General features: G+C 62.6%; 25 protein-coding genes and 2 pseudogenes. 13 read left to right on the plus strand and 14 right to left on the minus strand.

What is annotated here, in order from left to right; translation table 11 throughout:
* The 4 genes and pseudogenes from B0G77_RS20470 to B0G77_RS20485 all read right to left on the minus strand — a co-directional run.
* Positions 1-438: a low molecular weight protein-tyrosine-phosphatase gene (locus B0G77_RS20470; RefSeq protein ID WP_133663761.1), complete on the minus strand. Its 438-nt coding sequence runs from the start codon at positions 436-438 to the stop codon at positions 1-3.
* Positions 435-1592: a polysaccharide biosynthesis/export family protein gene (locus tag B0G77_RS20475; protein WP_133663762.1), complete on the minus strand. Its 1158-nt coding sequence runs from the start codon at positions 1590-1592 to the stop codon at positions 435-437. The genes B0G77_RS20470 and B0G77_RS20475 overlap by 4 nt, the downstream gene beginning before the upstream one ends.
* A gap of 300 nt (positions 1593-1892) precedes the next feature.
* Positions 1893-3308, minus strand: coding sequence for an undecaprenyl-phosphate glucose phosphotransferase (locus tag B0G77_RS20480; protein ID WP_243751065.1), 1416 nt, complete (start codon positions 3306-3308; stop codon positions 1893-1895).
* Positions 3309-3595: 287 nt separating this feature from the next.
* Positions 3596-3814 (minus strand): annotated as a pseudogene (locus B0G77_RS20485) (hypothetical protein); the annotation flags it as partial.
* Between the two features lie 304 nt (positions 3815-4118).
* On the opposite strand from B0G77_RS20485, the gene B0G77_RS20495 reads away from it, so the two are divergent.
* Complete coding sequence (locus B0G77_RS20495) at positions 4119-4280, plus strand: DUF1328 domain-containing protein (protein WP_133663763.1); 162 nt, start codon at positions 4119-4121, stop codon at positions 4278-4280.
* Positions 4281-4520: 240 nt separating this feature from the next.
* Here the strand turns inward: B0G77_RS20495 and B0G77_RS20500 are convergent, their stop codons facing one another.
* Positions 4521-4781: a hypothetical protein gene (locus B0G77_RS20500; RefSeq protein WP_133663764.1), complete on the minus strand. Its 261-nt coding sequence runs from the start codon at positions 4779-4781 to the stop codon at positions 4521-4523.
* A gap of 396 nt (positions 4782-5177) precedes the next feature.
* On the opposite strand from B0G77_RS20500, the gene B0G77_RS20505 reads away from it, so the two are divergent.
* Positions 5178-5486, plus strand: coding sequence for a hypothetical protein (locus B0G77_RS20505; protein ID WP_133663765.1), 309 nt, complete (start codon positions 5178-5180; stop codon positions 5484-5486).
* A 54-nt stretch (positions 5487-5540) separates the two neighbouring features.
* Complete coding sequence (locus B0G77_RS20510; protein ID WP_133663766.1) at positions 5541-5780, plus strand: hypothetical protein; 240 nt, start codon at positions 5541-5543, stop codon at positions 5778-5780.
* 100 nt (positions 5781-5880) lie between these two features.
* Here B0G77_RS20510 and B0G77_RS20515 read toward each other — a convergent pair whose 3' ends face one another.
* Together B0G77_RS20515 and B0G77_RS20520 are read right to left on the minus strand one after the other, a co-directional pair.
* Positions 5881-6354 carry a hypothetical protein gene (locus B0G77_RS20515; protein ID WP_133663767.1) on the minus strand — a complete coding sequence of 158 codons (474 nt, stop codon included), beginning with the start codon at positions 6352-6354 and terminating at the stop codon, positions 5881-5883.
* 263 nt (positions 6355-6617) lie between these two features.
* Positions 6618-6764 carry a diguanylate cyclase gene (locus B0G77_RS20520; protein WP_133664220.1) on the minus strand — a complete coding sequence of 49 codons (147 nt, stop codon included), beginning with the start codon at positions 6762-6764 and terminating at the stop codon, positions 6618-6620.
* Positions 6765-6918: 154 nt separating this feature from the next.
* Here B0G77_RS20520 and B0G77_RS20525 point away from each other — a divergent pair, with 154 nt between their 5' ends.
* Complete coding sequence (locus B0G77_RS20525; protein WP_133660463.1) at positions 6919-8658, plus strand: IS1634 family transposase; 1740 nt, start codon at positions 6919-6921, stop codon at positions 8656-8658.
* Here B0G77_RS20525 and B0G77_RS20530 read toward each other — a convergent pair.
* A complete protein-coding gene (locus tag B0G77_RS20530; protein ID WP_133663768.1) occupies positions 8607-9518 on the minus strand; it encodes a GGDEF domain-containing protein in 912 nt (303 codons plus the stop codon). The genes B0G77_RS20525 and B0G77_RS20530 overlap by 52 nt on opposite strands.
* Positions 9519-10081: 563 nt before the next feature.
* Between B0G77_RS20530 and pstS the strand changes: the two are divergent.
* The 3 genes and pseudogenes from pstS to B0G77_RS20545 all read left to right on the plus strand — a co-directional run bounded on the left by pstS (position 10082) and on the right by B0G77_RS20545 (position 12373).
* Positions 10082-11100 (plus strand): annotated as a pseudogene (pstS, locus tag B0G77_RS20535) (phosphate ABC transporter substrate-binding protein PstS).
* 158 nt (positions 11101-11258) lie between these two features.
* Positions 11259-11645: a thioredoxin family protein gene (locus B0G77_RS20540; protein ID WP_133663769.1), complete on the plus strand. Its 387-nt coding sequence runs from the start codon at positions 11259-11261 to the stop codon at positions 11643-11645.
* Positions 11645-12373: a cytochrome c biogenesis CcdA family protein gene (locus B0G77_RS20545; RefSeq protein ID WP_133663770.1), complete on the plus strand. Its 729-nt coding sequence runs from the start codon at positions 11645-11647 to the stop codon at positions 12371-12373. Before B0G77_RS20540 ends, B0G77_RS20545 begins: the two co-directional genes overlap by 1 nt.
* Before the next feature lie 67 nt (positions 12374-12440).
* Here the strand turns inward: B0G77_RS20545 and B0G77_RS20550 are convergent, their stop codons facing one another.
* On the minus strand, positions 12441-12953 hold the full coding sequence (locus B0G77_RS20550; RefSeq protein ID WP_133664221.1) for an arsenate reductase ArsC: 513 nt from the start codon (positions 12951-12953) through the stop codon (positions 12441-12443).
* 462 nt (positions 12954-13415) lie between these two features.
* On the opposite strand from B0G77_RS20550, the gene B0G77_RS20555 reads away from it, so the two are divergent.
* Entirely contained in the window at positions 13416-13802 is a 387-nt protein-coding gene (locus B0G77_RS20555) for an SgcJ/EcaC family oxidoreductase (RefSeq protein ID WP_133663771.1), read from the plus strand.
* Between the two features lie 100 nt (positions 13803-13902).
* Here the strand turns inward: B0G77_RS20555 and B0G77_RS20560 are convergent, their stop codons facing one another.
* Positions 13903-15396 (minus strand): sodium:solute symporter, encoded by a 1494-nt coding sequence (locus B0G77_RS20560; RefSeq protein WP_133663772.1) that lies wholly within the window; start codon positions 15394-15396, stop codon positions 13903-13905.
* Positions 15393-15590: a DUF3311 domain-containing protein gene (locus tag B0G77_RS20565; RefSeq protein WP_133663773.1), complete on the minus strand. Its 198-nt coding sequence runs from the start codon at positions 15588-15590 to the stop codon at positions 15393-15395. Before B0G77_RS20565 ends, B0G77_RS20560 begins: the two co-directional genes overlap by 4 nt.
* A gap of 422 nt (positions 15591-16012) precedes the next feature.
* On the opposite strand from B0G77_RS20565, the gene B0G77_RS20570 reads away from it, so the two are divergent.
* The 3 genes from B0G77_RS20570 to B0G77_RS20580 are packed head-to-tail and all read left to right on the plus strand — an operon-like array spanning position 16013 to position 19403.
* Positions 16013-16417, plus strand: a complete 405-nt coding sequence (locus B0G77_RS20570; RefSeq protein ID WP_133663774.1) for a heme-binding protein — start codon at positions 16013-16015, stop codon at positions 16415-16417.
* A 38-nt stretch (positions 16418-16455) separates the two neighbouring features.
* A complete protein-coding gene (locus B0G77_RS20575) occupies positions 16456-18633 on the plus strand; it encodes a malate synthase G (RefSeq protein ID WP_133663775.1) in 2178 nt (725 codons plus the stop codon).
* On the plus strand, positions 18630-19403 hold the full coding sequence (locus B0G77_RS20580; RefSeq protein ID WP_133663776.1) for an SDR family oxidoreductase: 774 nt from the start codon (positions 18630-18632) through the stop codon (positions 19401-19403). The genes B0G77_RS20575 and B0G77_RS20580 overlap by 4 nt, the downstream gene beginning before the upstream one ends.
* Before the next feature lie 42 nt (positions 19404-19445).
* Here B0G77_RS20580 and B0G77_RS20585 read toward each other — a convergent pair whose 3' ends face one another.
* The 3 genes from B0G77_RS20585 to B0G77_RS20595 all read right to left on the minus strand — a co-directional run bounded on the left by B0G77_RS20585 (position 19446) and on the right by B0G77_RS20595 (position 21171).
* The gene (locus B0G77_RS20585) at positions 19446-19754 is read right to left on the minus strand and encodes a hypothetical protein (RefSeq protein WP_133663777.1); all 309 of its coding nucleotides are present in this window, start codon (positions 19752-19754) and stop codon (positions 19446-19448) included.
* A 74-nt stretch (positions 19755-19828) separates the two neighbouring features.
* Positions 19829-20209, minus strand: coding sequence for a DUF5594 family protein (locus B0G77_RS20590; protein WP_133663778.1), 381 nt, complete (start codon positions 20207-20209; stop codon positions 19829-19831).
* Positions 20210-20799: 590 nt separating this feature from the next.
* Positions 20800-21171 carry a hypothetical protein gene (locus B0G77_RS20595; protein WP_133663779.1) on the minus strand — a complete coding sequence of 124 codons (372 nt, stop codon included), beginning with the start codon at positions 21169-21171 and terminating at the stop codon, positions 20800-20802.
* Between the two features lie 164 nt (positions 21172-21335).
* On the opposite strand from B0G77_RS20595, the gene B0G77_RS20600 reads away from it, so the two are divergent.
* The gene (locus B0G77_RS20600; RefSeq protein WP_133663780.1) at positions 21336-22235 is read left to right on the plus strand and encodes a LysR family transcriptional regulator; all 900 of its coding nucleotides are present in this window, start codon (positions 21336-21338) and stop codon (positions 22233-22235) included.
* A 144-nt stretch (positions 22236-22379) separates the two neighbouring features.
* Positions 22380-23000, plus strand: a complete 621-nt coding sequence (locus B0G77_RS20605; protein WP_133663781.1) for a glutathione S-transferase — start codon at positions 22380-22382, stop codon at positions 22998-23000.
* Positions 23001-23044 lie beyond the last annotated feature (44 nt).

A 23044-nucleotide genomic window follows, 5' to 3' on the forward strand; every position in this document is an offset into this window, starting at 1 on the left:
TTAGACCATTGCTTTTATACGTGGCGCCCATGCGTCGACGCCCCAGCGGATCAGCTCGAATGCATCGTGGAAATGCGCAATCGGCTTTCTGTACGGATCGGGCACGTCCAGGCGCGCGACCTCTCCGAGCCGGAACACCTTGCCCGACGCGCCCGGATGCCGGCGCATGATCTCGTGCTTGTGCGCCGCTTCCATTGCGAGAATCAGATCGGCGCCGTTGGCGAGAGCCACATTCAGCTGTTGCGCGCGATGCGCGGCGATGTCGAGCCCCGACTCCGCGGCGACGCGTATCGCCAGCGGATCGGGCGCCGAACCCACGACCGCGTCGAGCCCGGCCGACAGTACCGTGACGCTGCCGAGTTCACGATCGAGCAGGTATTGCGCCATCGGGCTGCGACAGATGTTGCCCACGCACACGACCAATACCGTCTTGATCATTTGGTCACGATCGCCCCGGTTAGCGCCGCGTTGACGGCGGGCAGCAACAGGCTCAAGACGCGGGAGAAGCGCACGAGGCCATTGCTGTCGACATAGACGACGTCGCGCGGATTCAGCTCGAACTGATTCGCGAGCAGCATCGAGACCGGCGAGCGCGCGGTGAGGTGATAGACCTGCGGATTCGGTCCGAGCGAATTGCGAATCACGTAGACCTCCGATGCATCGGCGGTATTGCTGTTCAGGCTTCCTGCCTGCGAGATGGCTTCGCTCAGGGTGAGGCGGCCGTTGCGCCGTGGAATCGCCGTCATCGGCTTGTTGACTTCGCCCATCACATACACGCCGTTTTCGTCGCGCGCCAGCACGCGCAGCAGATCGCCGTCGTGCAGCACGATCTTCGCGGGATTGACGCCCGTATCGAGCATGTCGGTGACGCTGATCGGATACGAGCGTCCGTCGCGCACGAGCACGAGGCGGCTCTGATCGGCGGTGTCGCTGAAGCCGCCGGTGCGATTGATCGCGTCGTAGAGCGTCATCGGGATGTCGTTGAGCGGCAGCGCACCCGGCGCATGCACCTGGCCGTCCACGAACACCTGTTTCGCGCGGAACGACGCGACGCGCACCGTCACCTGCGGCTTGATGAATGCGTTGGCGAGCCGCTTCGTCAGTTCACGCTGCACTTCCGCAGGCTTGAGCCCCTCGACGTGCAGGCTGCCCGCATAGGGGAATTGGAGGTTGCCGTCCTCGTCGATCACGAAACCGGACACGGGATCGGAAGCGCGCGTCGCGGTCTGGCCGGAGGGTGCCTGCGCGGCGGCCAGTTCCGGGTGATCCCACACCGTGATCTGCAGCACGTCGCCCTTGCCGAGCGTATAGGCGACGGGCGGGGACATGAGATCGCGAAACTGGTCGGAGCGTGCCTGCGCGAGCTGGCTTTGCATTTGCGCGATCAGCGCGACGTTAATGTCTTCGATCGATACCGGCAGGCTGGCGGGCGGCGTCTTTGCATCGCCGCTCGTGACAGGCAGCACCACCGGTTCGCCCATCTTCATGCCCGGCGCTGCCGCGCAAGCTACCATCCCTGCGCACACGGCGACGGCGAACAAACCGCGCACGATCCTCAGGCATGGGCCAAGCGCCTTCACATCCATTCTCATCTCACTGCTCCGTAAAACCCGTTATCGAACAGGATGTGTTCGACCTCCGTCTCGCCTGCCATTTACTTGCCCCATTGCGTGCACATCGCTTTCGTCGCGCGACGCGACACGCAGGAAACCGTCCGATTTCAGATAGAGCCGCTCGGGGTTTAATCCCTGCGTCCAGCAATCAACCACCCAAACGGTTACGCATGGTTAGACGAAGTACTTCGCGAGCGCACCGGCACGCCGGTATCCGTTTCACGCTAAGCAGTACTTTTTAACCGGGTGACTTCAGGGTGTTTATCGAGGTAACCCTTCTCAATACGCATTACGATGCGACATCCCTTTCGCGACTGTCGCAAGAACGATGCGCATATCCAGACCAAACGACCAGTTGCGCAAGTAATACAGATCGTGCTCCACCCGCCCTCGCATCTTTTCGATCTCGTCGGTCTCGCCGCGAAAGCCGTTGATTTGCGCCCATCCGGTGATGCCCGGCTTGATCCTGTAGCGGTGTATATAGCCGTCGACAATGGCGCGGTACTCGTCGTCGTGCTCTATCGCATGCGGTCTCGGTCCGACCACCGACATGTCTCCGCGCAGCACATTGAAAAATTGCGGCAACTCATCGAGGCTCGTGCGGCGAAGAAATGCGCCGAGGCGTGTGACCCGCGGGTCGCCGCGAGTGGCCTGGCAAATCACGCCAGGCTGCTCGGCATGCAAGCGCATCGAACGAAACTTGTAGATGCGGAATACGCGCCCGTCCACGCCCTTGCGCCGCTGGGTAAACAACACGGGCCCCTTCGACGTCGCCTTGACGGCCACTGCAATCAACAGCATCAGCGGCGCCAGCGAGAGCAACATGACAACCGCAAACAACCGGTCGAACAGCGCCTTCTGCATCAATGCGTACGGCGTCATCGGCGAGGCCATCAGATTGATGGCCGGTGAACCGATCAGATCGACCATGTTGCGATCGAACATCACGAGACTGCGCACATCGGGAATGAAGCGCAAGTTGACGAGGTCGCCGCTGAATTCATCGAGTATGCGCAGAAGGGTGCTCTCGTCGGACATTCTCAGCGCGAGCCATACCTCGTCGACCCGCTCGTCGCGCACCCATTCCGCGAACTTGCTCAGACGTACGAACGAAGGCAAGCCATGCGCATCCGGCGTTCTGTCGCGAAGCGTATTCAGCGTTGCGACCGCCCGAAAACCCGCCGCTGGAGATCCGGCGATGCTGGCGATCACGCTGTCGCAATGCGCGCCAGCGCCCACCACCGCCACCGTGCGCAGATTCCGCCTCGAGCGCCAGCGGCGCCCGAGCACCGCGTACACCAGCAGTCGCGACACGACAATTCCAATGGCAGTGGTCGCTGTCCAGCTCACGCACCAGAGCCGCGACATCGGCGCAGCACGGTGAAGCAGAAACATGACGACCAGCCCGCACCCTTGCACCACGACCCAGCCGAACACGGCGTTGAAAGCCAGACGCCATTTCGATCGGCCGCGCCATGAGCTGTACATGTCGAACCATGGCAACAGCAAAATCGCGAGCGCCATGTCGAACACCACGAAAGCGCTCTCGATAGTCCACTGTTGCGCGCTGGGTATGAAAAGCAGGGAAGCGAGAACCGCCCCCGAGCCGATCAACCCCATGTCTAACAAGCGCGCCAGCACACTTCCCCACCCCACGAAGTCACGGCCACCAGCCTGGCGAATCACGGTGCTCACGACGGCCGACCTAGCGCTCGACGGCGCCGCGTCTTCGAGCCGTTGCCTCGACGCAATGCGATTCACGCAGCAATGCAGGACGCATGCACGCGACGCTCAATTCCAGATCAGCCTGCAACTTCATGGCATGAATCCCAAAGTCTCTTTGGAGCGCAAACCGCGTCACCCCCGTTCTAAAGAGTTCGAATCTTACGGCCCCAGGAGAATCAGAAAAGTGGCACTCGTCTGAATTTTTTTTTAGATTTTGTTAAGTGCTGGATTTGCCCTTAGGGCCATCGCATGAAACGTCAAATCGCTAAACGTCTTTGCCAGCCAGGCAGTTCCAGATAGCGGTCATTGGCGCAGGCGAGCATACGGCGATTTTTCAGCCCCGCCTTGGTGGTGCGATCCTGCCGCAGCAGGTTCATGACGATGCGCCTGAGGATTGCGAAGTTCTGCGCGGCGTTGTCTACGCGAACGCGACACTGGTCTTCACCAAAGGCCACATCGAGACACCGGTGCTCGCGTCACGTGTGACGCGGTGCGCAAGACTGCCAATGGCACCCTGTCGAAATGGGCGTGGACGAGGGCGCGGCGAAAGCCTGATCCATCGGACGGCCACGCTTGACCTCGTCACTCTGGAAATAAATCGACGACGTTACGATCGAAGCGCGGCGCAGGTTGTCGTTCTAACCCTTGCGCAAAACCTCCAACCGGTAGGCGGGCACAGCGGTTGCTGTTTCCCCTTGCAGCGTTGGCCTCACCGGCCTGTGAGACGACGCCGTCGAGCGACATCAGATCAATCCGGCACTCTATTGGTGGGAGGCCTTCATGCTTCGATACGCAGTCGTTTTCTTCGTCATCGCGATCATCGCCGCTGTCCTCGGCTTTGGCGGGATCGCCGCTGGCGCGGCTGAGATCGCGAAGGTTCTGTTTTTCATCTTCCTCGTGATCTTCCTCGTGACCTTGCTGATGGGCGTCATCAGGCGATAGACGCACCCAGGCCTTCCGTCGCAGGCCCCGATCAGGAGGCTCGTAACAGATCGCGCGTCATCGCTGTCGCGACTACGTGCGATCTGCTTTTTTGACGAAACGTTTGCGTGTCGCAACGGTACGAATGGCGCATGGAGCAACCTGCGCACCTTGAAATTATTGCGTGGCAGCTTGCAATATTTGCGGCACTTCGCGGGCTTCCCTGGTGCGTCGGCAGCCAATACCGCCGCTGCCCGCTCCCTAACTTCCCTCAGGTTCCTGCAATGCGCCCGGCGCGCCGTCCGTGCCTTGCGCACGCAACGCCTTCGAACGGGCTTCCAGTGTTTCCAGCGCCTCGATCAACCGGTTTACGCGGCCTCGCTGTGCCGGCACAATCGCCTCCGCTGCAACCGTTCTCACGCGGTTGCGCCAGTACGACAATGGAAGCGGGTCGTTCGCCGCAATGTGGTTGATGATCTGTTCGAGATGTTGAATGTCCTTCTCGACCTGATAGTGGTCCATTGCTTCCCCCGGCGACGCCTTTTTAATGCGTTTCGCATGGAATCATGGTCTGTATAGATATCGTGACCGCTCCCGCCCGGCTCGGCCCGACTGGTGGCGCAAGACTATCTATCTGACACCAGGGGAAATTGCCAGGCAAGCTCTGACGCCTGTTTCCGAGAAATCCTCAGAAGTTTGCCAGCCAGAGCGGCATCCCGGCGGACAGCCGCGCGGCGAGAAAATCGATCAACGCCCTCGCGCGCCGCGGCATTGATTTCGGACGACCATACTGCACGCCGTCGCGCAGTAACGACGTGTTACGAATATCGCACAGCCGTTGCACCTGCAACCCGGCGCGCCACCTAAACTCCGCTCCTGATTACTGACCTTGCACTCACTGCACGAAGCGGAAAAGAAATGATCAAGAACGCGATGAAAGCGATGCTGGGCATCGCTGTGCTGGCTGTTTCCTGCGCTGCGTCTGCGCATGTCGATGTGGGCATCGACGTCGGCATCCCTGGACCCGTGTTTGTGCCGGCACAGCCCGAATATGCGCCGCCGCCTCCCGTCGTTTATGCCCAGCCACCCGTCGTGGCGTACGGTGGCGATGAAGACTGGCGCGAGCGCGAATGGCGGGAGCGTCGCGAGTGGCGCGAACGGCAGTGGCGCCATCACGAAGAGCGGGAACGCGAGTGGCACGAACGTCACGGCTGGGATGGCGATTGAAATCGGGTGGACCGCCACCACTTTCCGCTCACACAACACACGGGGTAACTCAGAATGAAAGCTCTGCACACATTTGCAGTCGCAGCCGCGGCACTGGTGCTCGCAACAGCCGGAACGGCAAACGCCGCCGGCTGCCTGAAAGGCGCGGTCGTCGGCGGGGTGGCTGGCCACTATGCCGGACACCACGCCGTGATCGGTGCCGTTGGCGGTTGCGTCGTGGGACACCACCTCGCAAAGAAACATGCTGAAGAGCAGGCGGCGCAACGCCAGGCAGCACCGGCACAAGTCCAGTAACGCATCGCGTCGCCGGGTTACCCGGCGGGACAGGCGGCTCGCCGTTCCACCGGGTAGGCACTGGCGCTTTCACGTCATCGGGCTATCCGCGCCCACAGGCTCAGCGCACGAGCGCGAACGCCTCCCTGGCAGCGATGTCGCCGGAGCCGAACACGCCCGCGACCGTATAGTCGACGGCGACGCATTCGAACGTGGCGTCCATGAACGTGAACACGAAATGCCGCAGCGAAGCTTGCGGCGACGCGATCTCCCACCCTTCAGCAACGAGCGACGAATTCACCACCTCGTGCGCCGAATACGACTGGAGACCGCGTGACGAAAGCGGATGCATGTCGAGCGCGTCGTCGCCTGGCGGTCCGAGCCGATGAAAATCGGTCCCTGTGAACAGGATCATGCAATACGGTTCGGCGTCGTCATCGAACGGGCCGAAGCGTTCGAAGTCCGCATCGGCGATCCGGTACGACAGCGCAATGCGCCGCTCACTGGCCACAAGCAAAGGCTCGCAGGCGGGACCGGGAACGGCGTCAAGCAGAACGACTTCGTCCTGCTGGCTCAGGTCGGGATTGATATTCATCGATGGCTGCCGCTGCGCCATGCGCCCGCGTTTGCGGCGGCGGCATTCGCGGAGTGCGCGGACTTCGCGAGATGCGTGCGAATCGGTTCAAGTGTGGCCATGCATCACTCCCATCGGGTTAATGGCCCGCACTATGCCACGGATAGTCGACATAACGCGACTGCGCCGCGCACGGCAGTTGACGGTTCACGGCGTCGCAAGGTAGGGGCAAACAGGAACCAGGCAGGTCGATCCAGGCGCTCGCGGCTTACCCATGCCTGCAGTCAGACAGGTTGCGCGCCCCAGGAGACGGTGCGATTTCTCCCCGCGCTTTTCGCGGAATACAGCGCGCGGTCGGCGCGTGCGAGTGTTGCATTCAGGTCGTCGCCAATCTCGAACCGGCAAACACCGGCGGAAAACGAGTACTTGATCGACGAGTCGTCCGCTAACCCGAGCTTTGACTTCTCAAATAGCCGGAATCCGCATCAGTGCAGGGTTTCGGCTATTTTCTGGGACTATCATGTAGCCATGTAAGTTAGTATTTTTATATTGACTTTCGGTGATTATTTGCTTTAATCAGTGTTCATGTATATCGAACACGTCCCCAACCGCAACTCACCGCCCGCCATCCTGTTGCGCGAGTCCTTCCGCGACGGCAACAAGGTGAAGAAGCGCACCCTGGCCAACCTCTCATCGCTGCCCGCCGAGGTCATCGAAGGACTGAAGGTGCTGCTGCGCGGTGGCGTCGCAGTGCCCTCGGCTGAAGAGGCCTTCGTGATCGAGCGCAGCCTGCCGCACGGACATGTGGCCGCGGTGCTGGGCGCGGCGCGTGCCTGCGGCGCCGAGCAGTGGTTTGCGGCTGCACCGGCCGCGCTGCGCGCGATGCTCATGGCGCTGCTGGTGGCGCGGGTGGTGTCTCCCGCTTCGAAGCTGGCCACCCATCGCATGTTGCGCGACGAGACCGCGACCCACTCGCTGTCGCGGCTGCTGAAGCTGGGCGAGGTTGACCTCGGACAGGTCTATACCGCGCTCGACTGGCTGGGCGAGGCCCAGGAAGACATCGAGAAGCGGCTGGCGCGCAAGCATCTGGCCGGCAGCATGCTGGTGCTCTATGACCTCACGTCCACGTGGGTGACCGGAGACTGCTGCGAGCTTGCCGCGCGCGGCTACAGCCGCGATGGCAAGCGCGACGATCCGCAGATCGTGTTCGGGCTGGTTTGCACTCCTGAAGGCTGTCCGGTGGCCGTCGAGGTGTTTGCCGGCAACACCGCCGATCCGGCTACCGTGGCCTCGCAGGTGGAGAAACTGCGGGACCGCTATGGCATCGGCAAGATCGCCTGGGTGGGCGACCGGGGCATGCTCACGCAGGCGCGCATCGACACGGTATTGCGCCCGGCGGGGCTGGACTGGGTGAGCAGCCTGCGCGCGCCGCAGGTGAGCGCGCTTGCCCAGGAGAAGGGGCCTTTCCAGCCCTCGCTGTTTGACGAGCGCAACCTGCTGGAGCTGACCAGTGAGGCGTTCCCCGGTGAGCGGCTCATCGTGTGCCGCAATCCGCTGCTGGCCGAGCAGCGGACCCGCAAACGCGAGGACTTGCTGCAGGCCACTGAAGCCGAGCTGACGAAGATCGCCGAGGCGACCACGCGTGCCCGCAACCGCCTCAAGGGCGCCGATGCCATTGCCCTGCGCGTGGGCCGCGTCATCGACCACTACAAGATGGCCAAGCACTTCGAGCTGAGCTTCACCGACGAGGGCTTCACCTGGACGCGCAAGGCCGGTCAGATCCGGCAGGAAGCGGCGCTCGACGGCCTGTATGTGGTGCGCACCAGCGTGCCCGAACAGGACCTGCCGGCCGAAGCGGCTGTCTCGGCGTACAAGGGCCTGGCGGTCGTGGAGCGTGCCTTCCGGTCGCTCAAGACAGTCGATCTGAACGTGCGCCCCATATTCCACTGGAACGCCGAGCGTGTACGGGCGCACGTCTTCCTGTGCATGCTCGCCTACTACGTCGAATGGCACATGCGCGAGACCTTGAAGCCGATGCTGTTTGACGATGAATACATCGAGCTCGCACGCGCAACCCGGCCCTCGCCCGTGGCCAAGGCACGACGTTCGGACCAGGCAAAAGCAAAGGATGCCACGCGGCTTGGCGAGGACGGCTTGCCCGTCCATAGCTTCCGCACGCTGCTCGATGATCTGGCCACGCTCGCCTACAACGTCTGCCACACATCTCTGAACCCGGACGCAAAGATCGTGATGATCACGCGGCCCACACCCGTTCAGGAAAAGGCCTTCCGCCTGCTGAACATCAGCCCTGTCTGTACCCAGTAACCGACTCCCCCCGACACGCGTAACCGCGGCAATTCAAGGACCTGCGCGCGCCGCATGCTCAAAGTTCGGGCTAACCGGACCCTGCGGCCAAGCACGTTGCGACGCATCCGTTCGACAGCCGATGCGCCATGCTCGACAGGCGTGCCGGGAAAAACCACCAGGAATTCTTCGCCGCCAATGCGACCGGCGATGTCCGATTGACGCGTCGCCTGCCGGCAGACCTCGCCGAAGTCGCGCAGGACAGCGTCGCCGGCAGCGTGCCCATGCAGATCGTTGATCCGCTTGAAGTGATCCAGGTCGACGAGCGCGATGGTGAGGGGCGTCTGCGCGCCCGCGGAAGCCGACATCGCAAGCTCGAGGGCCGACATCGAATGGCGCCGGCTCGCAAGCCCCGTCAGCGCGTCCGTGCGGGCTTCTTTCAGTGCGCGTTCGTGCGCGCCGATCCACGCCTCTTCGGTGGACTTCAGGTGAGATATGTCGGTGCCGACCACGACGATCCAGTCGTTGTCGAGCAGCGTCTCCGTCATCGAGAACCACCGCCCGTCCATCAGTTCGGCAGCGAAGGTGCGTTGTCCCGCGTCCTGGCGTCGCAGTTCCTGCGCATGGGTGATGAACGCCAGCGCATCGTCGCCTTCGATACGCGTACCGCGCTGGTTCAGGACGCCGCGCAGCACCACGTCGGCAAAAGTAATTTCGCCATCGTTACGGCCAAGGCCGAAGGAATGCCGGAACGCACTGTTGGCAAAAACGAGCCGGTCACTCGTGTCATAAATGGCGACGAGCAGATGTTGTCCTTCGAGCGCGCACAGCAACGCTTCGTGGGCGACATCGTCAGTACACAGGTCCAGTATCGATTTCATCGACGTCGGTTGAGGTTTTTTACCGCGCAGTACCGCCGAACCGGAGCGCCAACGCGAAGGCCCCGCGACGCTCCCCTGCTGCGGATCCACTCTTTTTTCCCGGCAGGAAGAAAGGCGCCGCGGGCCGGAAGACCCGCGGCACGTGAAACGTTCCAATGACCCCGGCAGTGCGGAAAGTCATGGAGAACGTGGAGACAGATCCAAGTCTACGCGCGCGCCAGGTTCGTCATCCGGAGAACAAAGAGCCGTTTCGCCCGCTATTCCGCCGTTGGCAGCCGCTTCGCCAACGTCGCCGACCCTCGCCAATCGACACGTCGGCGACATGCAGGTGGCAGGAGCCGGCAGATTCAGTCCGCAGTTGCCCAGCCCCTTTCAGAAAAATGCGCCTCTGATAGCCCGATTCAATTGACAACTCCACCCTCGCCGTCCTGTAATTAAAGCCTCTAGTTCGCGACGCCAGGCTCCGCCGATACCGGGGTACGCTCTCATCCACGCGGCATCAGATCGCCAGGCTAGCCACTGACGAACAGATAACCATACCAGGTGAGGCGTTCGTGATACCGGTGCGTACTCTGACTGCCGTGACTGGCGCGCTCTTCGCCGTCGCGGTGCAAGCCGCGGATATAAGCGGTGCCGGCAGCACGTTCGCTGCTCCCATCCATACCAGTTGGGCCAATGCCTACCAGAAGAGCGGCGGCGGCAAGGTGATCTACCGAAGCGTAGGTTCGTCGGATGGCATCAAGCAGATCCTCGCCAGGACAGTCGATTTCGCGGGCTCCGACGCTCCGCTCAAGGATGAAGACCTCGTAAAAGATGGCTTGATCCAGTTCCCGACCGTGGTGGGTGGCGTGGTGCCGGTCGTCAATCTTCCGGACGTCGGACCCGGCGACCTGACGCTCTCCGGCCCGGTGCTCGGCGACATCTACCTCGGCAAGACCACCAACTGGAATGACCCCGTCATTGCCGCGCTGAATCCGCACTCAAACTGCCCGATCTTGCGATTGCCGTGATTCGTCGGTCAGATGGTTTAGGCACGACCTTCATCTGGACCCACTACTTTTCACAAGTCAATCCGGAATGGAAGCGCCGGATTGGCGAAGGCACGAACGTCCGCTGGCCGCATGGTGCTGGCGCCCGGGGTAACGAAGGAGTGGCCCTTTTCGTCCAGCGGCTGTCCGGCGCCATAGGCTACGTGGCATGGGATTTCACCAGGCAGAACCACATGGCCTATACGTCCATGACGAATGCAGCGGGCATCGCACTGCGGCCTGGCCCGAACGCCTTCAGGGCGGCTGCCGCCGGCGCCGACTGATCGAGATCGTTCCATCAAATCCTGACCAACGAGCCGGGCAAGGACGCATGGCCTGTCGTTGGCGCGACCTTCGTGCTGCTGCACACGACGCCGGACAAGTGCGGCCACGCCGAGGAAACCCTGAAGTTTTTCGACTGGGCGTTCAGGCATGGAGACCGGGCTGCCGAAGCACTGGATTACATTCCACTTCCGGAACCGGTGGTGAACGAAATCCGTTCGCAATGGCGCGCGAAGGTAAAGGACGCGCAGGGCAAGCCGATCGCCGAATAGCGCCACGACTCCGGCATCGCGCGGCCGCGTTCACCCGCGTGAAACCTTGCGCAAGACTGAGGTCTCTCTGCTCAAGCAAGGCGCGAGGTGTCATCATCGAGTCTGCCGTGCGACTAACCATGACAGATGACGCCGCACGTGTCAGGAGACAGGCACACATGATGAACGCTATCCGGAAATTCCTCGTCACTGCGAGCCTGCTGTTCGTTGCCGGCTACGCGGTTGCCGGCGAGCAGGCCTTCACCCAGTCCGCTTTCGACAGACTGAACGCCGCCGGCGCACCCAACATCGTCTACTTTCACGCGACCTGGTGCCCGACCTGCAAGATCCAACAACCCATCGTGGACCACCTCGCTGCGCAGCCCGAGTTGAAAGGCGTCACCATCCTCGAAGCCGACTTCGACAAGGAGGTGGCCCTGAAGCGCGCCCTGAAAGTCAGCCAGCAGTCGACTTTCGTGGTCTTCAAGGGCGGTCGCGAAGTCGCTCGATCGACCGGACAGACGCGTGAGCAGGACATCAAGGACACGTTTGCCAAGGCCCTGTGATGGACTTCACGCTGGGTACGTACGCGGTGGGATTGATGGCGGGTGTCCTGACTATCCTGTCGCCGTGTGCCCTACCTCTCGTGCCGATCCTCGTGACGTCGGCGCTGGCTGCTCACCGGTTTGGCGCCATCGCGCTCGCCCTCGGACTAGGTATCTCCTTTGCCGCCATTGGCGTTTTCGTGGCGACAGTGGGCGTATCGCTCGGGGTCGACAACGACGTTTTTCGTCGTGGCGCCGCCGTGCTGATGATCCTGTTTGGGTTCGCGATGCTCTCGCAGCGATTGCAGGCCACAGTCAGCCGCGCGACAGCAGGGATAAGCGGAACTGGCCAGAACTGGTTGAGCAAGATTAGAGGTGACAGCCTGTCCGGCCAGTTCGCCGTTGGCCTGCTTCTGGGTGCGGTATGGAGCCCGTGCGTCGGCCCGACGCTGGGCGCGGCGACGACCCTCGCCGCACAAGGTAAAAGTCTTGGCGGGATCGCATTGCTGATGGGTCTGTTTGGCGTGGGGGCCGGCTTGCCTCTCGCGCTTGTCGGCATGCTGTCGCGAGTGTCGATGCTCAGGCTGCGCAGCGGTCTCGGCTCGATCGCAGCGGCGGGAAAAACGGTTCTCGGGACGATGTTCGTCGTCTTCGGGCTCTTCATCCTCACAGGGTTCGACAAGACACTCGAGACAGTGCTGCTATCCGCAAGCCCGGCGTGGCTCACCGCATTGACTACATCGCTATAGGCGGCACAGGACAGGCTGACTTAAGCGGTTGCATCTTCAGACTGTTCGTGACCCTTGCTCACAGGATCTAGCTGGAGAGCACCATTTCCGTTCCGCGAAACGCTGGCCGCGACTCGACGACGGGCTCCTGGCCGGCTATCGCGTACTGCGGCAAGGCGATCAGCATGGTGACCCGCCGGAGGATCTGCCAGAAGACCTTGTCGAAGGCTCGGGCTCGCTCGTCATCGCTCATCCCTTCACCGAGCGGATCCGGGAAATTCCATTGGCAGAATTCGGGCTCGCCGGGGAATGACGGCGCATGGTATTCCGCCACGCGATCGCACAACCCGATGACGAGGTCCATGCAGGGAGCCCAGTTGCCCGTGAATTCCAGCCAGCTTTTGGGATTGAGGCGGCTGAGTTCGGAAATGCCCGGCCGCAGTTGAGCGATAGCCAGCGGGTGAATGCGGGCGGCGGGCTCGGCCCCCGCGCTAAACGCCTCGAACCGGTCGCCAGCAAACTCGCGCAACAAAGCTTCCGCCATCACACTGCGCGCCGAATTCTCTCTGCAGAGAAACAGCACCTTATATTTTTTGGTCACGTATCTACCCCGGGACGTGCATTTTTTCATTATGTGCAGGATTCTGTCAGGCGAGTCTTGCATTACCGTGACAGCGCAAAACGGAAAAAGCGGTGGACCCGATTCAGGCCAGATAGAAAGATCATTGAAAGAATTGCGTCTTCAAAGACCAGCCCGGCTCACGTTTCCGCAGCAGATACTACCGGACGTGTTCTTCCGAAGAAATAGACAAAAAAAAACCTGGCTTATGCCACCCGGCGTACGCACAATCACCTTGCGGCCCCCTCCCCGGCGTGCACTGCCCCGGGCATGGATATCGCATAACATCCGGGCGGACGCCCGGCGAGCCAGCCGGGATGCGGGACAATACCTCCGCCGGAGCGCCGGAGCAACGGCCAGGCCCGGCGGCTGTGAGCGTCGCGCGGGTATCCTCGGCCGTTCCGCGCCGGGCAGGATCACCGATTCCATTGGAGGAAAACCTCTATGAGCGACGATGAACGCGCCATCCGAACCCTGATCGACACCTGGATGAGCGCCAGCAGAAATGGCGACACCGCCACCGTGCTTACCCTGATGGCCGACGACGTTGTCTTCATGGTTCCGGGTCAGAAGCCTTTCGGCAAGGAGGCTTTTGCGGCCACATCCGAAGGGATGAAAAACGTCCTGATCGACGGCACGAGCGACATCAGGGAACTCCAGATCCTCGGCGACTGGGCTTTCCTGCGCAACTACCTCGACCTGACGATCACGCCGCCAGGCGGTGCCGCGCCGGTGCGGCAGAGCGGCTACACGCTCACGATCCTGCGCAAGGAACTGGACGGGCGATGGGTCCTCGCGCGCGATGCGAACCTGCTCACCGTGCAGACCTGACCGAGCGCGCACGGCCAGACAAAAAAGCCGACGCGAGGTCGGCTTTCCTGCTTGAACATACCGGTCCTGAAGACCTGTAGACCTGAAGACCGCTACCGCATCATGCGCCCGTGACCTGCCCCACCGCGCCACGTCTCGGCAGCACCGCCGACACCACGAACGTCACGACGATGTTCACCACCAGCGCGATCAGGCCGATATAGAGCGGCCAGGTCCCGCCGCCCGCATGCAGCGCGTACACCGGCTTCAGGCCCTGCGAAATCGCGAGGCCAGTACCGATCACGATGCCCACCATCCAGCCGGCGAGCAGCCCTGCCGTCGACATGCGCTTCGTGTATAGCGTGAAGACGATCGCCGGGAAGATCTGCAGGATCCACACGCCGCCGAGCAGTTGCAGATCGATCGCGTACTGCGTCGGCAGGAACACGATGAAGAGCAGCGCGCCGAACTTCACGACGAGCGACACAATCTTCGCCGTCGAGGCTTCCTTCTCCGGCGTGATGTCCGGATTCACCATGGGACGCCAGAGGTTGCGGGTAAACAGGTTCGCCGCACCGATCGACATGATCGCCGCCGGCACCAGCGCACTGATCGCGATGGCCGCGGCCGCAAAGCCGACGAACCACGCCGGGAACAGTTTGCTGAACAGGGCCGGCACCACATCGGAGGCCGACTGCACCTTGACGTCCGCTGCAATCGCCATGTAGCCGAGCAGCGCGATCAAACCGAGCAGCAACGTATAGGCCGGCAGGAAGATCGCATTCTTCTTCACCGTCTTCGCCGACGCCGAGGACAGCACCGCCGTCATCGTATGCGGATACATGAACGCAGCGAGCGCCGAACCGAACGCCAGCGATGCATACGCGGTGAACTGGGTCGGCTTCAGGATGATGCCGGTAGCACCGCCCTTGGCCGTGAAGAACTTGTCGGCGGCATCGAACACCGCGCCGTACCCGCCAAGTTTCGACGGAATCAGCCACACCGCCGCGATCACGACGATGTAGATCATGATGTCCTTGACGAACGCGATCATCGCCGGCGCACGCAGGCCGCTCGAATACGTGTAGACAGCGAGAATCACGAACGCAACGACGAGCGGCAGTTCGCCGTTCACGCCCAACCCCTTGATGACGACCTGCATGCCGACGAGCTGCAGCGCGATATACGGCATCGTCGCCACGATGCCGGTGAGCGCGACGGCCGCCGGCAAGAGCTTGCCGCCGTATTCGCCATGCACGTAGTCGGCGGCGGTGATGTGGTTTTTGTCATGCGCGATCTGCCAGAGTTTCGGCATCACCGCGAACACGAACGGGTACACGATGATCGTGTACGGCAGCGCGAAGAAGCCATACGCGCCGACCGAAAACACCAGCGCCGGAACCGCGATCACGGTGTACGCAGTATAGAAGTCGCCACCGACGAGAAACCACGAAATGATCGTGCCAAACTGGCGCCCACCGAGTCCCCACTCGTGCAGTTGCGTCAGGTCCCCGCGTTTCCAGCGTGCCGCCACGAATCCAAGCACTGTCACCAGCACAAAGAAGGCGATGAAGACACTCATCGAGATGCTGTCGACCGATTTCACATCGTTCATTTGACGCTCCTGAAGACGACATACAGCAGGAGCGACGTGAGCGGCACCCACAGCAACTGATACCAGTAGAAGAATGGGAAGCCGAACAGCGGCGGTTCGATGTGGTTATAGAACGGTAGCCAGAGGAGCGCGATGTAGGGAATCAGCAGCAACACTTTGACCCAGGATCGCTGCGTTTGGTCGGATGAAGTCATGATCTTGATGTTATTGAACTGAAAGGAACTCCCGGCGTGGGCGCAACGGGGATCGCCCGTGGCGCCGCGCACGAGAGCGCGTGCGCCGGGAACATATATGAAGGTTCCTGCGTACCCGCCCGTCGTCCTGAACGGCTACGTTCGCGATTATGTGCGAATCCCGCCGAGGCTGCAGCGCGCCTCGCAGGGCGATCTCGAGCGCTGCCCGGAAGGATCGTCACGGCCACGGCACGTGGTACGCCGATATCCGCGGGCCTTCTGGACGACGCGCGCTCAACACTGCAAACTCACGGTTCACGCGCCTGTCTTTCTGCTTTCCGGGCCCCGTCCGGCGCACCCGGTAGGTGCACACAACACCGGCCTGCGTCAAAGAATCGAACCTCCAGAAAGACCCCTTTCAACAACCAGGAAAACATTCCATCATGCTTAGCAAACCCGTCCTGACCGTTGCAGAAGCGACGCAGATTCTCGATGCCGCCCGTGCGGAAGCCGCGAAGAACCAGTGGGCTGTCGCGATCGCGGTCGTCGACGACGGCGGCCATCCGCTCGCGCTCTCGCGCCTCGACGGCTGCGCCCCAATCAGCGCCTATATCGCCACCGACAAGGCGCGCACCGCTGCGCTCGGGCGCCGCGAGTCGAAGCAGTATGAAGACATGATCAACGGCGGCCGCACGGCGTTTCTCAGCGCACCGCTGTCGGGCACGCTCGAAGGCGGCGTGCCGGTGATCGTCGACGGCCAGGTTATCGGCGCGGTGGGCGTATCGGGCGTGAAGGCAGACCAGGACGCCCAGGTCGCGAAAGCCGGCGCACAAAGCATCCACGCCTGAAGCGGGCTACAGCCTGACCTGAATAGACGGAGCAGTTCATGACTCAGATGACCGACCAAAACGGCCTGAAGGTTGCGGCCAACCTCAAGCAGTTTGTTGAAAACGAAGCCCTTCCTGGGACCGGCGTAGACAGCGCCAGATTCTGGGAAGGATTTGCCGCACTCGTGCACGACCTCGCACCGAAGAATCGTGCGTTGCTGGCCGAACGCGACCGCCTGCAGACCGAGCTCGATCACTGGCATCGCGCGAACCCGGGCCCGGTTCGCGATCTGCGTGCGTATCGTGCGTTTCTCGAAGGCATCGGCTATATCGTGCCGGCGCCGGCCAGCGTCAAGGCGATCACCGCCAACGTCGATCGCGAAATCGCCGAACAGGCCGGCCCGCAGCTGGTCGTGCCGCTGTCGAACCAGCGTTATGCGCTCAATGCCGCGAACGCGCGCTGGGGCAGCCTGTATGACGCGCTGTATGGCACCGACGCCATCCCGGAAACGGATGGCGCGGAAAAGCAGGCCTCGTTCAATCCGGTTCGCGGCGCACGCGTGATTGCCTACGCCCGAGCCCTTCTCGATCAGGCCGCGCCGCTTGCCAATGGCTCGCACACTGACGCTACGCGCTACCGCGTTGAAGGGGGACAACTCGTCGTCGCGCTGAAAAACGGCTCGACCGGGCTGAAGACGCCAGCGCTATTCGTCGGCTACCAGGGCGATGCGGCTGCGCCCTCGGCGGTACTGCTGAAGCACAACGGCCTGCACATCGAAATCCAGATCGACGCCGCCGATTCAATCGGCAAGACCGACGCGGCACACGTGAAAGACGTGCTGCTCGAAGCCGCGGTGAGCACGATCATCGATTGCGAAGACTCCGTCGCGGCCGTCGACGCGGACGACAAGGTCCAGCTTTACCGCAACTGGATCGGCCTCATGAAGGGCGATCTCACCGAGCAGGTCACGAAGAACGGCAAGACCTTCACGCGCGCGCTGAATGCCGATCGCGAATACCTCGCCGCCGATGGCTCGGCGTTCAGGCTGCACGGCCGCTCGCTCCTCTTCGTGCGCAACGTCGGGCATCTGATGACCAATCCCGCGGTGCTCGACCGCGACGGCAATGAGATTCCCGAAGGTATTCTCGACGGCGTCGTCACGACGCTCTGTGCGATCCACGACCTGCAACGCAAGCTGAATTCGCGTACCGGCTCGATCTACATCGTCAAGCCAAAGATGCACGGTCCGGCGGAAGTGGCGTTTGCGAGCGAACTGTTTACGCGCGTCGAAGCGCTGCTCGGCCTGCCGCACAACACGATCAAGATGGGCATCATGGATGAAGAGCGCCGCACGAGCGTGAACCTGCCGGCCTGCATCGCCGCAGCAGCCGAGCGCGTGGCCTTCATCAACACGGGCTTTCTCGACCGCACCGGCGACGAAATGCATTCGGCGATGGAAGCCGGCGCAATGATGCGCAAGGGCGACATGAAAACGTCCGCGTGGATCACGGCCTATGAACGCAACAACGTGCTCGCGGGCCTGAGTTCGGGCCTGCGTGGCCGCGCGCAGATCGGCAAGGGCATGTGGGCGATGCCCGACCTGATGCAGGCGATGCTCGAACAGAAAATCGCCCACCCGAAGTCCGGCGCGAATACCGCATGGGTGCCCTCGCCGACCGCCGCGACGCTGCACGCACTGCACTATCACCAGGTCGACGTGCAGGCGGTCCAGCAGGACATGGAACGCATCGACTACGCGAGTCAGCGCGATGAACTGCTTGCCGGCCTGCTGACGATTCCGGTCGTCGAAAAGGCGCAATGGTCGGCCGACGAAGTCCGCCACGAGGTCGAGAACAATGCGCAGGGCATTCTCGGCTACGTGGTGCGCTGGGTGGATCAGGGGGTCGGCTGCTCGAAGGTGCCGGACATCAACAACATCGGCCTGATGGAAGACCGCGCGACGCTGCGCATTTCGAGCCAGCACATCGCGAACTGGCTGCGTCATGGCGTCATCACGCGGGAGCTGGTGCAGGAAACGCTCGAGCGCATGGCGAAGGTCGTCGATACGCAGAACGCGGGCGATCCGCACTACACGCCGATGGCGCCTGATTTCAGCAAATCGCTGGCTTTCAAGGCAGCCTGCGCGCTCGTGTTCGAAGGCCGCGAGCAGCCGAGCGGCTATACCGAACCGCTGCTGCATAAATTCCGTCTCGAAGTAAAGAAGGCGTCCGCATGACCGGATCCACGACGACTCCCCTCACCCGCGCCATCGTCACGGGCCACACGCGCGGCCTTGGTGCCGCGCTCGCCGCACAGCTGCTCGACCGGGGCATCGAAGTACTCGGCGTGTCGCGCTCGCTGAATCCGGTGCTTGCAAAACGTTTCCCGCGGACGTTCAAGGATGTGGAACTCGATCTGGCCGACACCGGCCACGTCGCCGCATGGATCGCTGGCGACACGTTGCGCGGCTTCCTTGCCGGCGCGGCCCGCGTGCTGCTCATCAACAACGCGGGCACGGTGCAGCCGATCGCTCCGATCGAAGACCAGCAGGCAGGCGCGATTGCGAACGCGGTCAGCCTGAATGTGGCGACGCCGCTGATGCTGGCCGCTGCCGTCGCCGCCGCGAGCGTCGAGGCGAGCGACCGGCGCATCGTGCATCTGTCGAGCGGTGCGGCGCGCAACGCCTATGCGGGCTGGAGCATCTATTGCGCGACCAAGGCCGCGCTCGATCATCACGCACGCGCCGTCGCGCTCGACGGTAACCGCACGCTGCGGATCTGCAGCCTGGCGCCGGGTGTCGTCGATACCGGCATGCAGGCGGAAATCCGCAGCACGGGCACGGAGCAGTTTCCGCTGCGCGAGAAGTTCGACGACCTCAAGCGCAACGGCCAGCTCGCCACGCCGGAAGCGACCGCGGCGAAGATGATCGAGTACGTGTTGAGCGACGCCTTCGGGCAGACACCCACCGCCGATATCCGCGACATTCGCGACCTTTCGGCAGCGTGACGCTTCATCGCGGGCGGCTACGCCCGCGATGAAGCCAGGCGCTCAAACCCGCGGCAGATCGTCGATGAACTTTTCGACGTTTCCGCCGGGGACGTCGGTATCGATCCCGTCGTGGCCGTCCGTGTGCGAGACGGCCTTGATTTTTGGACCTAGCAATCGCATGCCGCCGAGCGTAAAGAGAGACCAGACGACGTTGCCTGTGTGGATGGCGGCGACCACCTCAGCCACCTCCACGATCTCCTGCGAAGACAGCCACTCGTGTGTCTTCGGGTTAACGAGCGCCCAGCGCACGTGCGTCACGCGGTCGTTAGCAGGGTTGATGCGTACGGCATCGATTGCGTACGTAGCCATAACCACCTCCATCGTCCTGACCTCAAAATCGTAGCACGGCGGTCGCCCGGCCAGGCGGGCAGACAAATAGGGCGTCATGCCTCGAAATCGAGGCCCCCAATTAGTATGGACGGTTCTGCCTGCGCACGCGAGCCGAAATCGACCGGGCGCCCGCCCTCCCAGTTCTGCAGCTTGGCCGGAATGGCGCCCAGATAGCGGGCAAAGCGCGCCTCGCCATCCGGCTGCATCAGTCCGTTGATCGCGTCGCTATCCCAGGTCAGCGACACGTTGAGCGGATGCACATAGCCGTGCCGGCTCACGAACCTGGCGCCGGTCAGGGTTATCCGCGTCGGATGCCCTGTGCCCGCGTACGGCACGATTTCGACGCGCACGTGCTGTTTGAGCAGGCCCGCAATCACGGCGGCGATGCGCGGCGCGAACTCCCGGTCGAACCGGGCGGCTGAATCCTGATTCATGGTGGTGTCGTTAGTGGCTTTGGGCCTGCTATCGCCTTCTACTGGTTGCGGGTTTCAACGTCGATGAATCTTCAAGCATCGGGCACGGCGTTCTCGAGTCAGTGAACTCGACAGGATGGCCGGTCATGAAGCACCATTTTTCAAACGTTTTACACTGTTTTGTCAGGACTACCATTGAACTGGCGTGCTGGATTCTGCCGCTGGAGCCGCAGGCCCTTGAAGATTACCCGTGGCAGAAGTTCCGGAGGTTGATCATCGTATAGGCCAGGGCCTTGAATGCGCAGTGCAGCTGGCTTAGGCGCTCGAAGCGAAGCAGATCTTGCGCACGCCCAGCTTCGGTGCCGGACCACTGCTCCCGACGGAAAGGTGCGGCAAGACAAACGCTTCAAACTGCGCAAGGCGCAATTTCGTTGAAATCGCTTGCCTGCGTTGACTTCCCGCCATTCTGGCAATCCAGAAAACTGGACTTTAGCCTGGTCGGTCCGACGGGCTCAAAACCCAGCTCTGTAGCGGCTTGCCAACAATTTCGCCTGCCTGGAGAAACCCGCAACCAGTAGCTTGCCTGCCGTCGAAAAAATCACGTCGAAAAATCAGCGTGCAACGTGCCTTGCCCAGTCCAGCCAGCCGAGATTCACGGCGGCATTCACGAGGATACCGAGTAGCGAAACGAGTGCTGCGACCATCGTCCAGAAGGCGGATCTGCGCGCCACGTCTGCCGACCGTTGCGACGCCAGCGCCGCCTCGCGCGCCTCCTGGGTCGAATGCTCCGACGCAGCGAGCGCGCGGTACGACAGCTGGCGCCGCTCGTCGTCCTGTGCCGCCTGCTGCGTCTCCTGCTGCCGGTACATCCATTCGCGGGTCCAGTCGCGGGATTCGGGACTGGATCGGTCGGACTCGATATGCGCTCGCGCGGCAGGCGTCCCTTCCGTGTCCCACTGCTTCCACAATTCGTCCTTTGTCACGGGGCTCTCCGCTCTCCGGCATTGCGCTGTGGTCGCAAAATCGTAGCACGAAGCCACGCGCGGACTTTCCTGATGCAGCACCGCATTGCGCCTGCGGCGGCACCCTGCTATATCCTTCGCATCGGCGCCGTCCGGCGCCTTCGACGCGAACCCACAGGAGCCGTATGGACCGCCTGCAAGCCATGACCGCATTTCTGACCGTGCTCGACACGGGCGGCTTCGCGTCGGCGGCTCGCAAGCTGAAGGTGTCGCCTTCGGTCGTCACGCGCATGGTGGGCGAGCTGGAAGACGCCATGGGCGTGCGGCTCCTCACGCGCACGACCCGCATGGTGCGCGTCACCGACACCGGCGCCGAGTACGCCGAGCGCTGCCGACGGATCCTTGCCGATATCGAGGAAGCCGAACAGTCTGCCACCAGCATGCACGGCAACCCTCGCGGGCTGCTGTCGATCACGTCGTCGATGCTGTTCGGCAAGATGTACGTCACGCCGATCGTCACCGAGTATCTAGGGCGCTACAACGAAGTCGACATCAGCTGCTGGTTTCTGGACCGCATCGTCAATATCGTCGACGAAGGCATCGATGTCGCCATTCGCCTCGGCGAGTTGCCCGACTCATCGATGCAGGCGGTGCGCGTCGGCCGGGTTCGCCGGGTGGTGTGCGCGTCGCCGGCCTATCTCGAGCGCCATGGCATTCCAGAGGCACCTGACGAGCTGGCCGGACACCAGATCGTGTCGGCAAGCGGCGTGTCTTCCTTGTCCGAATGGCGTTTCGGCACCGACGAGCGCAGGCAGTCCGTGCGCGTCAAACCGAGAATGACCACGACGACCAACGATTCAGCGATCAGCGCCGTCGTCTCCGGCCTGGGGCTGACGCAGCTTCTGTCGTATCAGGTCGCGCAGCAGTTGCGCGAAGGCACGTTGAAGGCGGTGCTGGTCGACTTCGAGCCGCCGCCCCTGCCGATCCACGTGCTTCATCGGGAAGGACGGCACGTGACGAGGAAGGTGCGAACCTTCCTCGATCTTGCGATCGAACGGCTGCGGGAGAATACGTCGCTGAACTGATCGCGGCCTGCGCCGCCAGGCCCCCACTCTTCGCGTTTCGCGAATGCTGAATTCTCACCGCGACGGATTCAAACCGCCGACGGTGCGCTCTAGACTGCAATCGCTGTCAAACATCCCGTCCAAAGCCCCACAAGGAACATCGCCATGAATCTGTACCACTACCGGCTGTCCGGTCACTCGCATCGGGCCCGTCTGTTTCTGTCGCTGCTGCAGATCGATCACGAACTCGTCGAGGTCGACCTCGCCAGGGGCGCGCACAAGACGCCGGAGTTTCTGCAGCTGAATCCGTTTGGCCAGGTGCCGGTGCTCGTCGATGGCGAAACGGTGGTGGCGGACTCGAATGCGATCCTCGTCTACCTGGCGAAGAAATCCGGCAAATCCGCCTGGCTGCCGGAGTCACCGGAGGAGGCAGCGGCGGTACAGCGCTGGCTCTCGGTCGCCGCGGGCGAAATAGCGTACGGTCCGGCTGCGGCGCGTCTCATCACCGTGTTCGGCGCACGCCTGAACCCGGACGAAGTGATCCAGCGCGCCCATACGGTTCTCGGGCGCATCGAGACACGCCTCTCCAACCGCACGTGGCTCGCCACCACGGCACACCCGAGCGTCGCCGACATCGCGCTCTATAGCTACGTGGCCCATGCGCCCGAGGGCAACGTCGATCTTGCCGCCTATCCGCACGTCAACGCGTGGCTTAGGCGCATCGAAGCACTGCCGGGATTCGTGCCGTTCGCGCGGACGCCGGTCGGTCTCGAAGCCCGCAGCTGAGAATCAACGCGCGGGCGTAAACTGCCTGCTGTCTCCTTCCTTCT

Source organism: Paraburkholderia sp. BL10I2N1 (genome assembly GCF_004361815.1).
Classification (GTDB): Bacteria; Pseudomonadota; Gammaproteobacteria; order Burkholderiales; family Burkholderiaceae; genus Paraburkholderia.

What these genes read in the sequence shown, in the direction of transcription:
- B0G77_RS20470 (WP_133663761.1), bottom strand. Translation starts at nt 438, where the DNA reads ATGATCAAGACGGTATTGGTCGTGTGCGTGGGCAACATCTGTCGCAGC.
- B0G77_RS20475 (WP_133663762.1), bottom strand. Translation starts at nt 1,592, where the DNA reads ATGAGAATGGATGTGAAGGCGCTTGGCCCATGCCTGAGGATCGTGCGC.
- B0G77_RS20495 (WP_133663763.1), top strand. Translation starts at nt 4,119, where the DNA reads ATGCTTCGATACGCAGTCGTTTTCTTCGTCATCGCGATCATCGCCGCT.
- B0G77_RS20500 (WP_133663764.1), bottom strand. Translation starts at nt 4,781, where the DNA reads ATGGACCACTATCAGGTCGAGAAGGACATTCAACATCTCGAACAGATC.
- B0G77_RS20505 (WP_133663765.1), top strand. Translation starts at nt 5,178, where the DNA reads ATGATCAAGAACGCGATGAAAGCGATGCTGGGCATCGCTGTGCTGGCT.
- B0G77_RS20510 (WP_133663766.1), top strand. Translation starts at nt 5,541, where the DNA reads ATGAAAGCTCTGCACACATTTGCAGTCGCAGCCGCGGCACTGGTGCTC.
- B0G77_RS20515 (WP_133663767.1), bottom strand. Translation starts at nt 6,354, where the DNA reads ATGAATATCAATCCCGACCTGAGCCAGCAGGACGAAGTCGTTCTGCTT.
- B0G77_RS20525 (WP_133660463.1), top strand. Translation starts at nt 6,919, where the DNA reads ATGTATATCGAACACGTCCCCAACCGCAACTCACCGCCCGCCATCCTG.
- B0G77_RS20530 (WP_133663768.1), bottom strand. Translation starts at nt 9,518, where the DNA reads ATGAAATCGATACTGGACCTGTGTACTGACGATGTCGCCCACGAAGCG.
- B0G77_RS20540 (WP_133663769.1), top strand. Translation starts at nt 11,259, where the DNA reads ATGATGAACGCTATCCGGAAATTCCTCGTCACTGCGAGCCTGCTGTTC.
- B0G77_RS20545 (WP_133663770.1), top strand. Translation starts at nt 11,645, where the DNA reads ATGGACTTCACGCTGGGTACGTACGCGGTGGGATTGATGGCGGGTGTC.
- B0G77_RS20555 (WP_133663771.1), top strand. Translation starts at nt 13,416, where the DNA reads ATGAGCGACGATGAACGCGCCATCCGAACCCTGATCGACACCTGGATG.
- B0G77_RS20560 (WP_133663772.1), bottom strand. Translation starts at nt 15,396, where the DNA reads ATGAACGATGTGAAATCGGTCGACAGCATCTCGATGAGTGTCTTCATC.
- B0G77_RS20565 (WP_133663773.1), bottom strand. Translation starts at nt 15,590, where the DNA reads ATGACTTCATCCGACCAAACGCAGCGATCCTGGGTCAAAGTGTTGCTG.
- B0G77_RS20570 (WP_133663774.1), top strand. Translation starts at nt 16,013, where the DNA reads ATGCTTAGCAAACCCGTCCTGACCGTTGCAGAAGCGACGCAGATTCTC.
- B0G77_RS20575 (WP_133663775.1), top strand. Translation starts at nt 16,456, where the DNA reads ATGACTCAGATGACCGACCAAAACGGCCTGAAGGTTGCGGCCAACCTC.
- B0G77_RS20580 (WP_133663776.1), top strand. Translation starts at nt 18,630, where the DNA reads ATGACCGGATCCACGACGACTCCCCTCACCCGCGCCATCGTCACGGGC.
- B0G77_RS20585 (WP_133663777.1), bottom strand. Translation starts at nt 19,754, where the DNA reads ATGGCTACGTACGCAATCGATGCCGTACGCATCAACCCTGCTAACGAC.
- B0G77_RS20590 (WP_133663778.1), bottom strand. Translation starts at nt 20,209, where the DNA reads ATGAATCAGGATTCAGCCGCCCGGTTCGACCGGGAGTTCGCGCCGCGC.
- B0G77_RS20600 (WP_133663780.1), top strand. Translation starts at nt 21,336, where the DNA reads ATGGACCGCCTGCAAGCCATGACCGCATTTCTGACCGTGCTCGACACG.
- B0G77_RS20605 (WP_133663781.1), top strand. Translation starts at nt 22,380, where the DNA reads ATGAATCTGTACCACTACCGGCTGTCCGGTCACTCGCATCGGGCCCGT.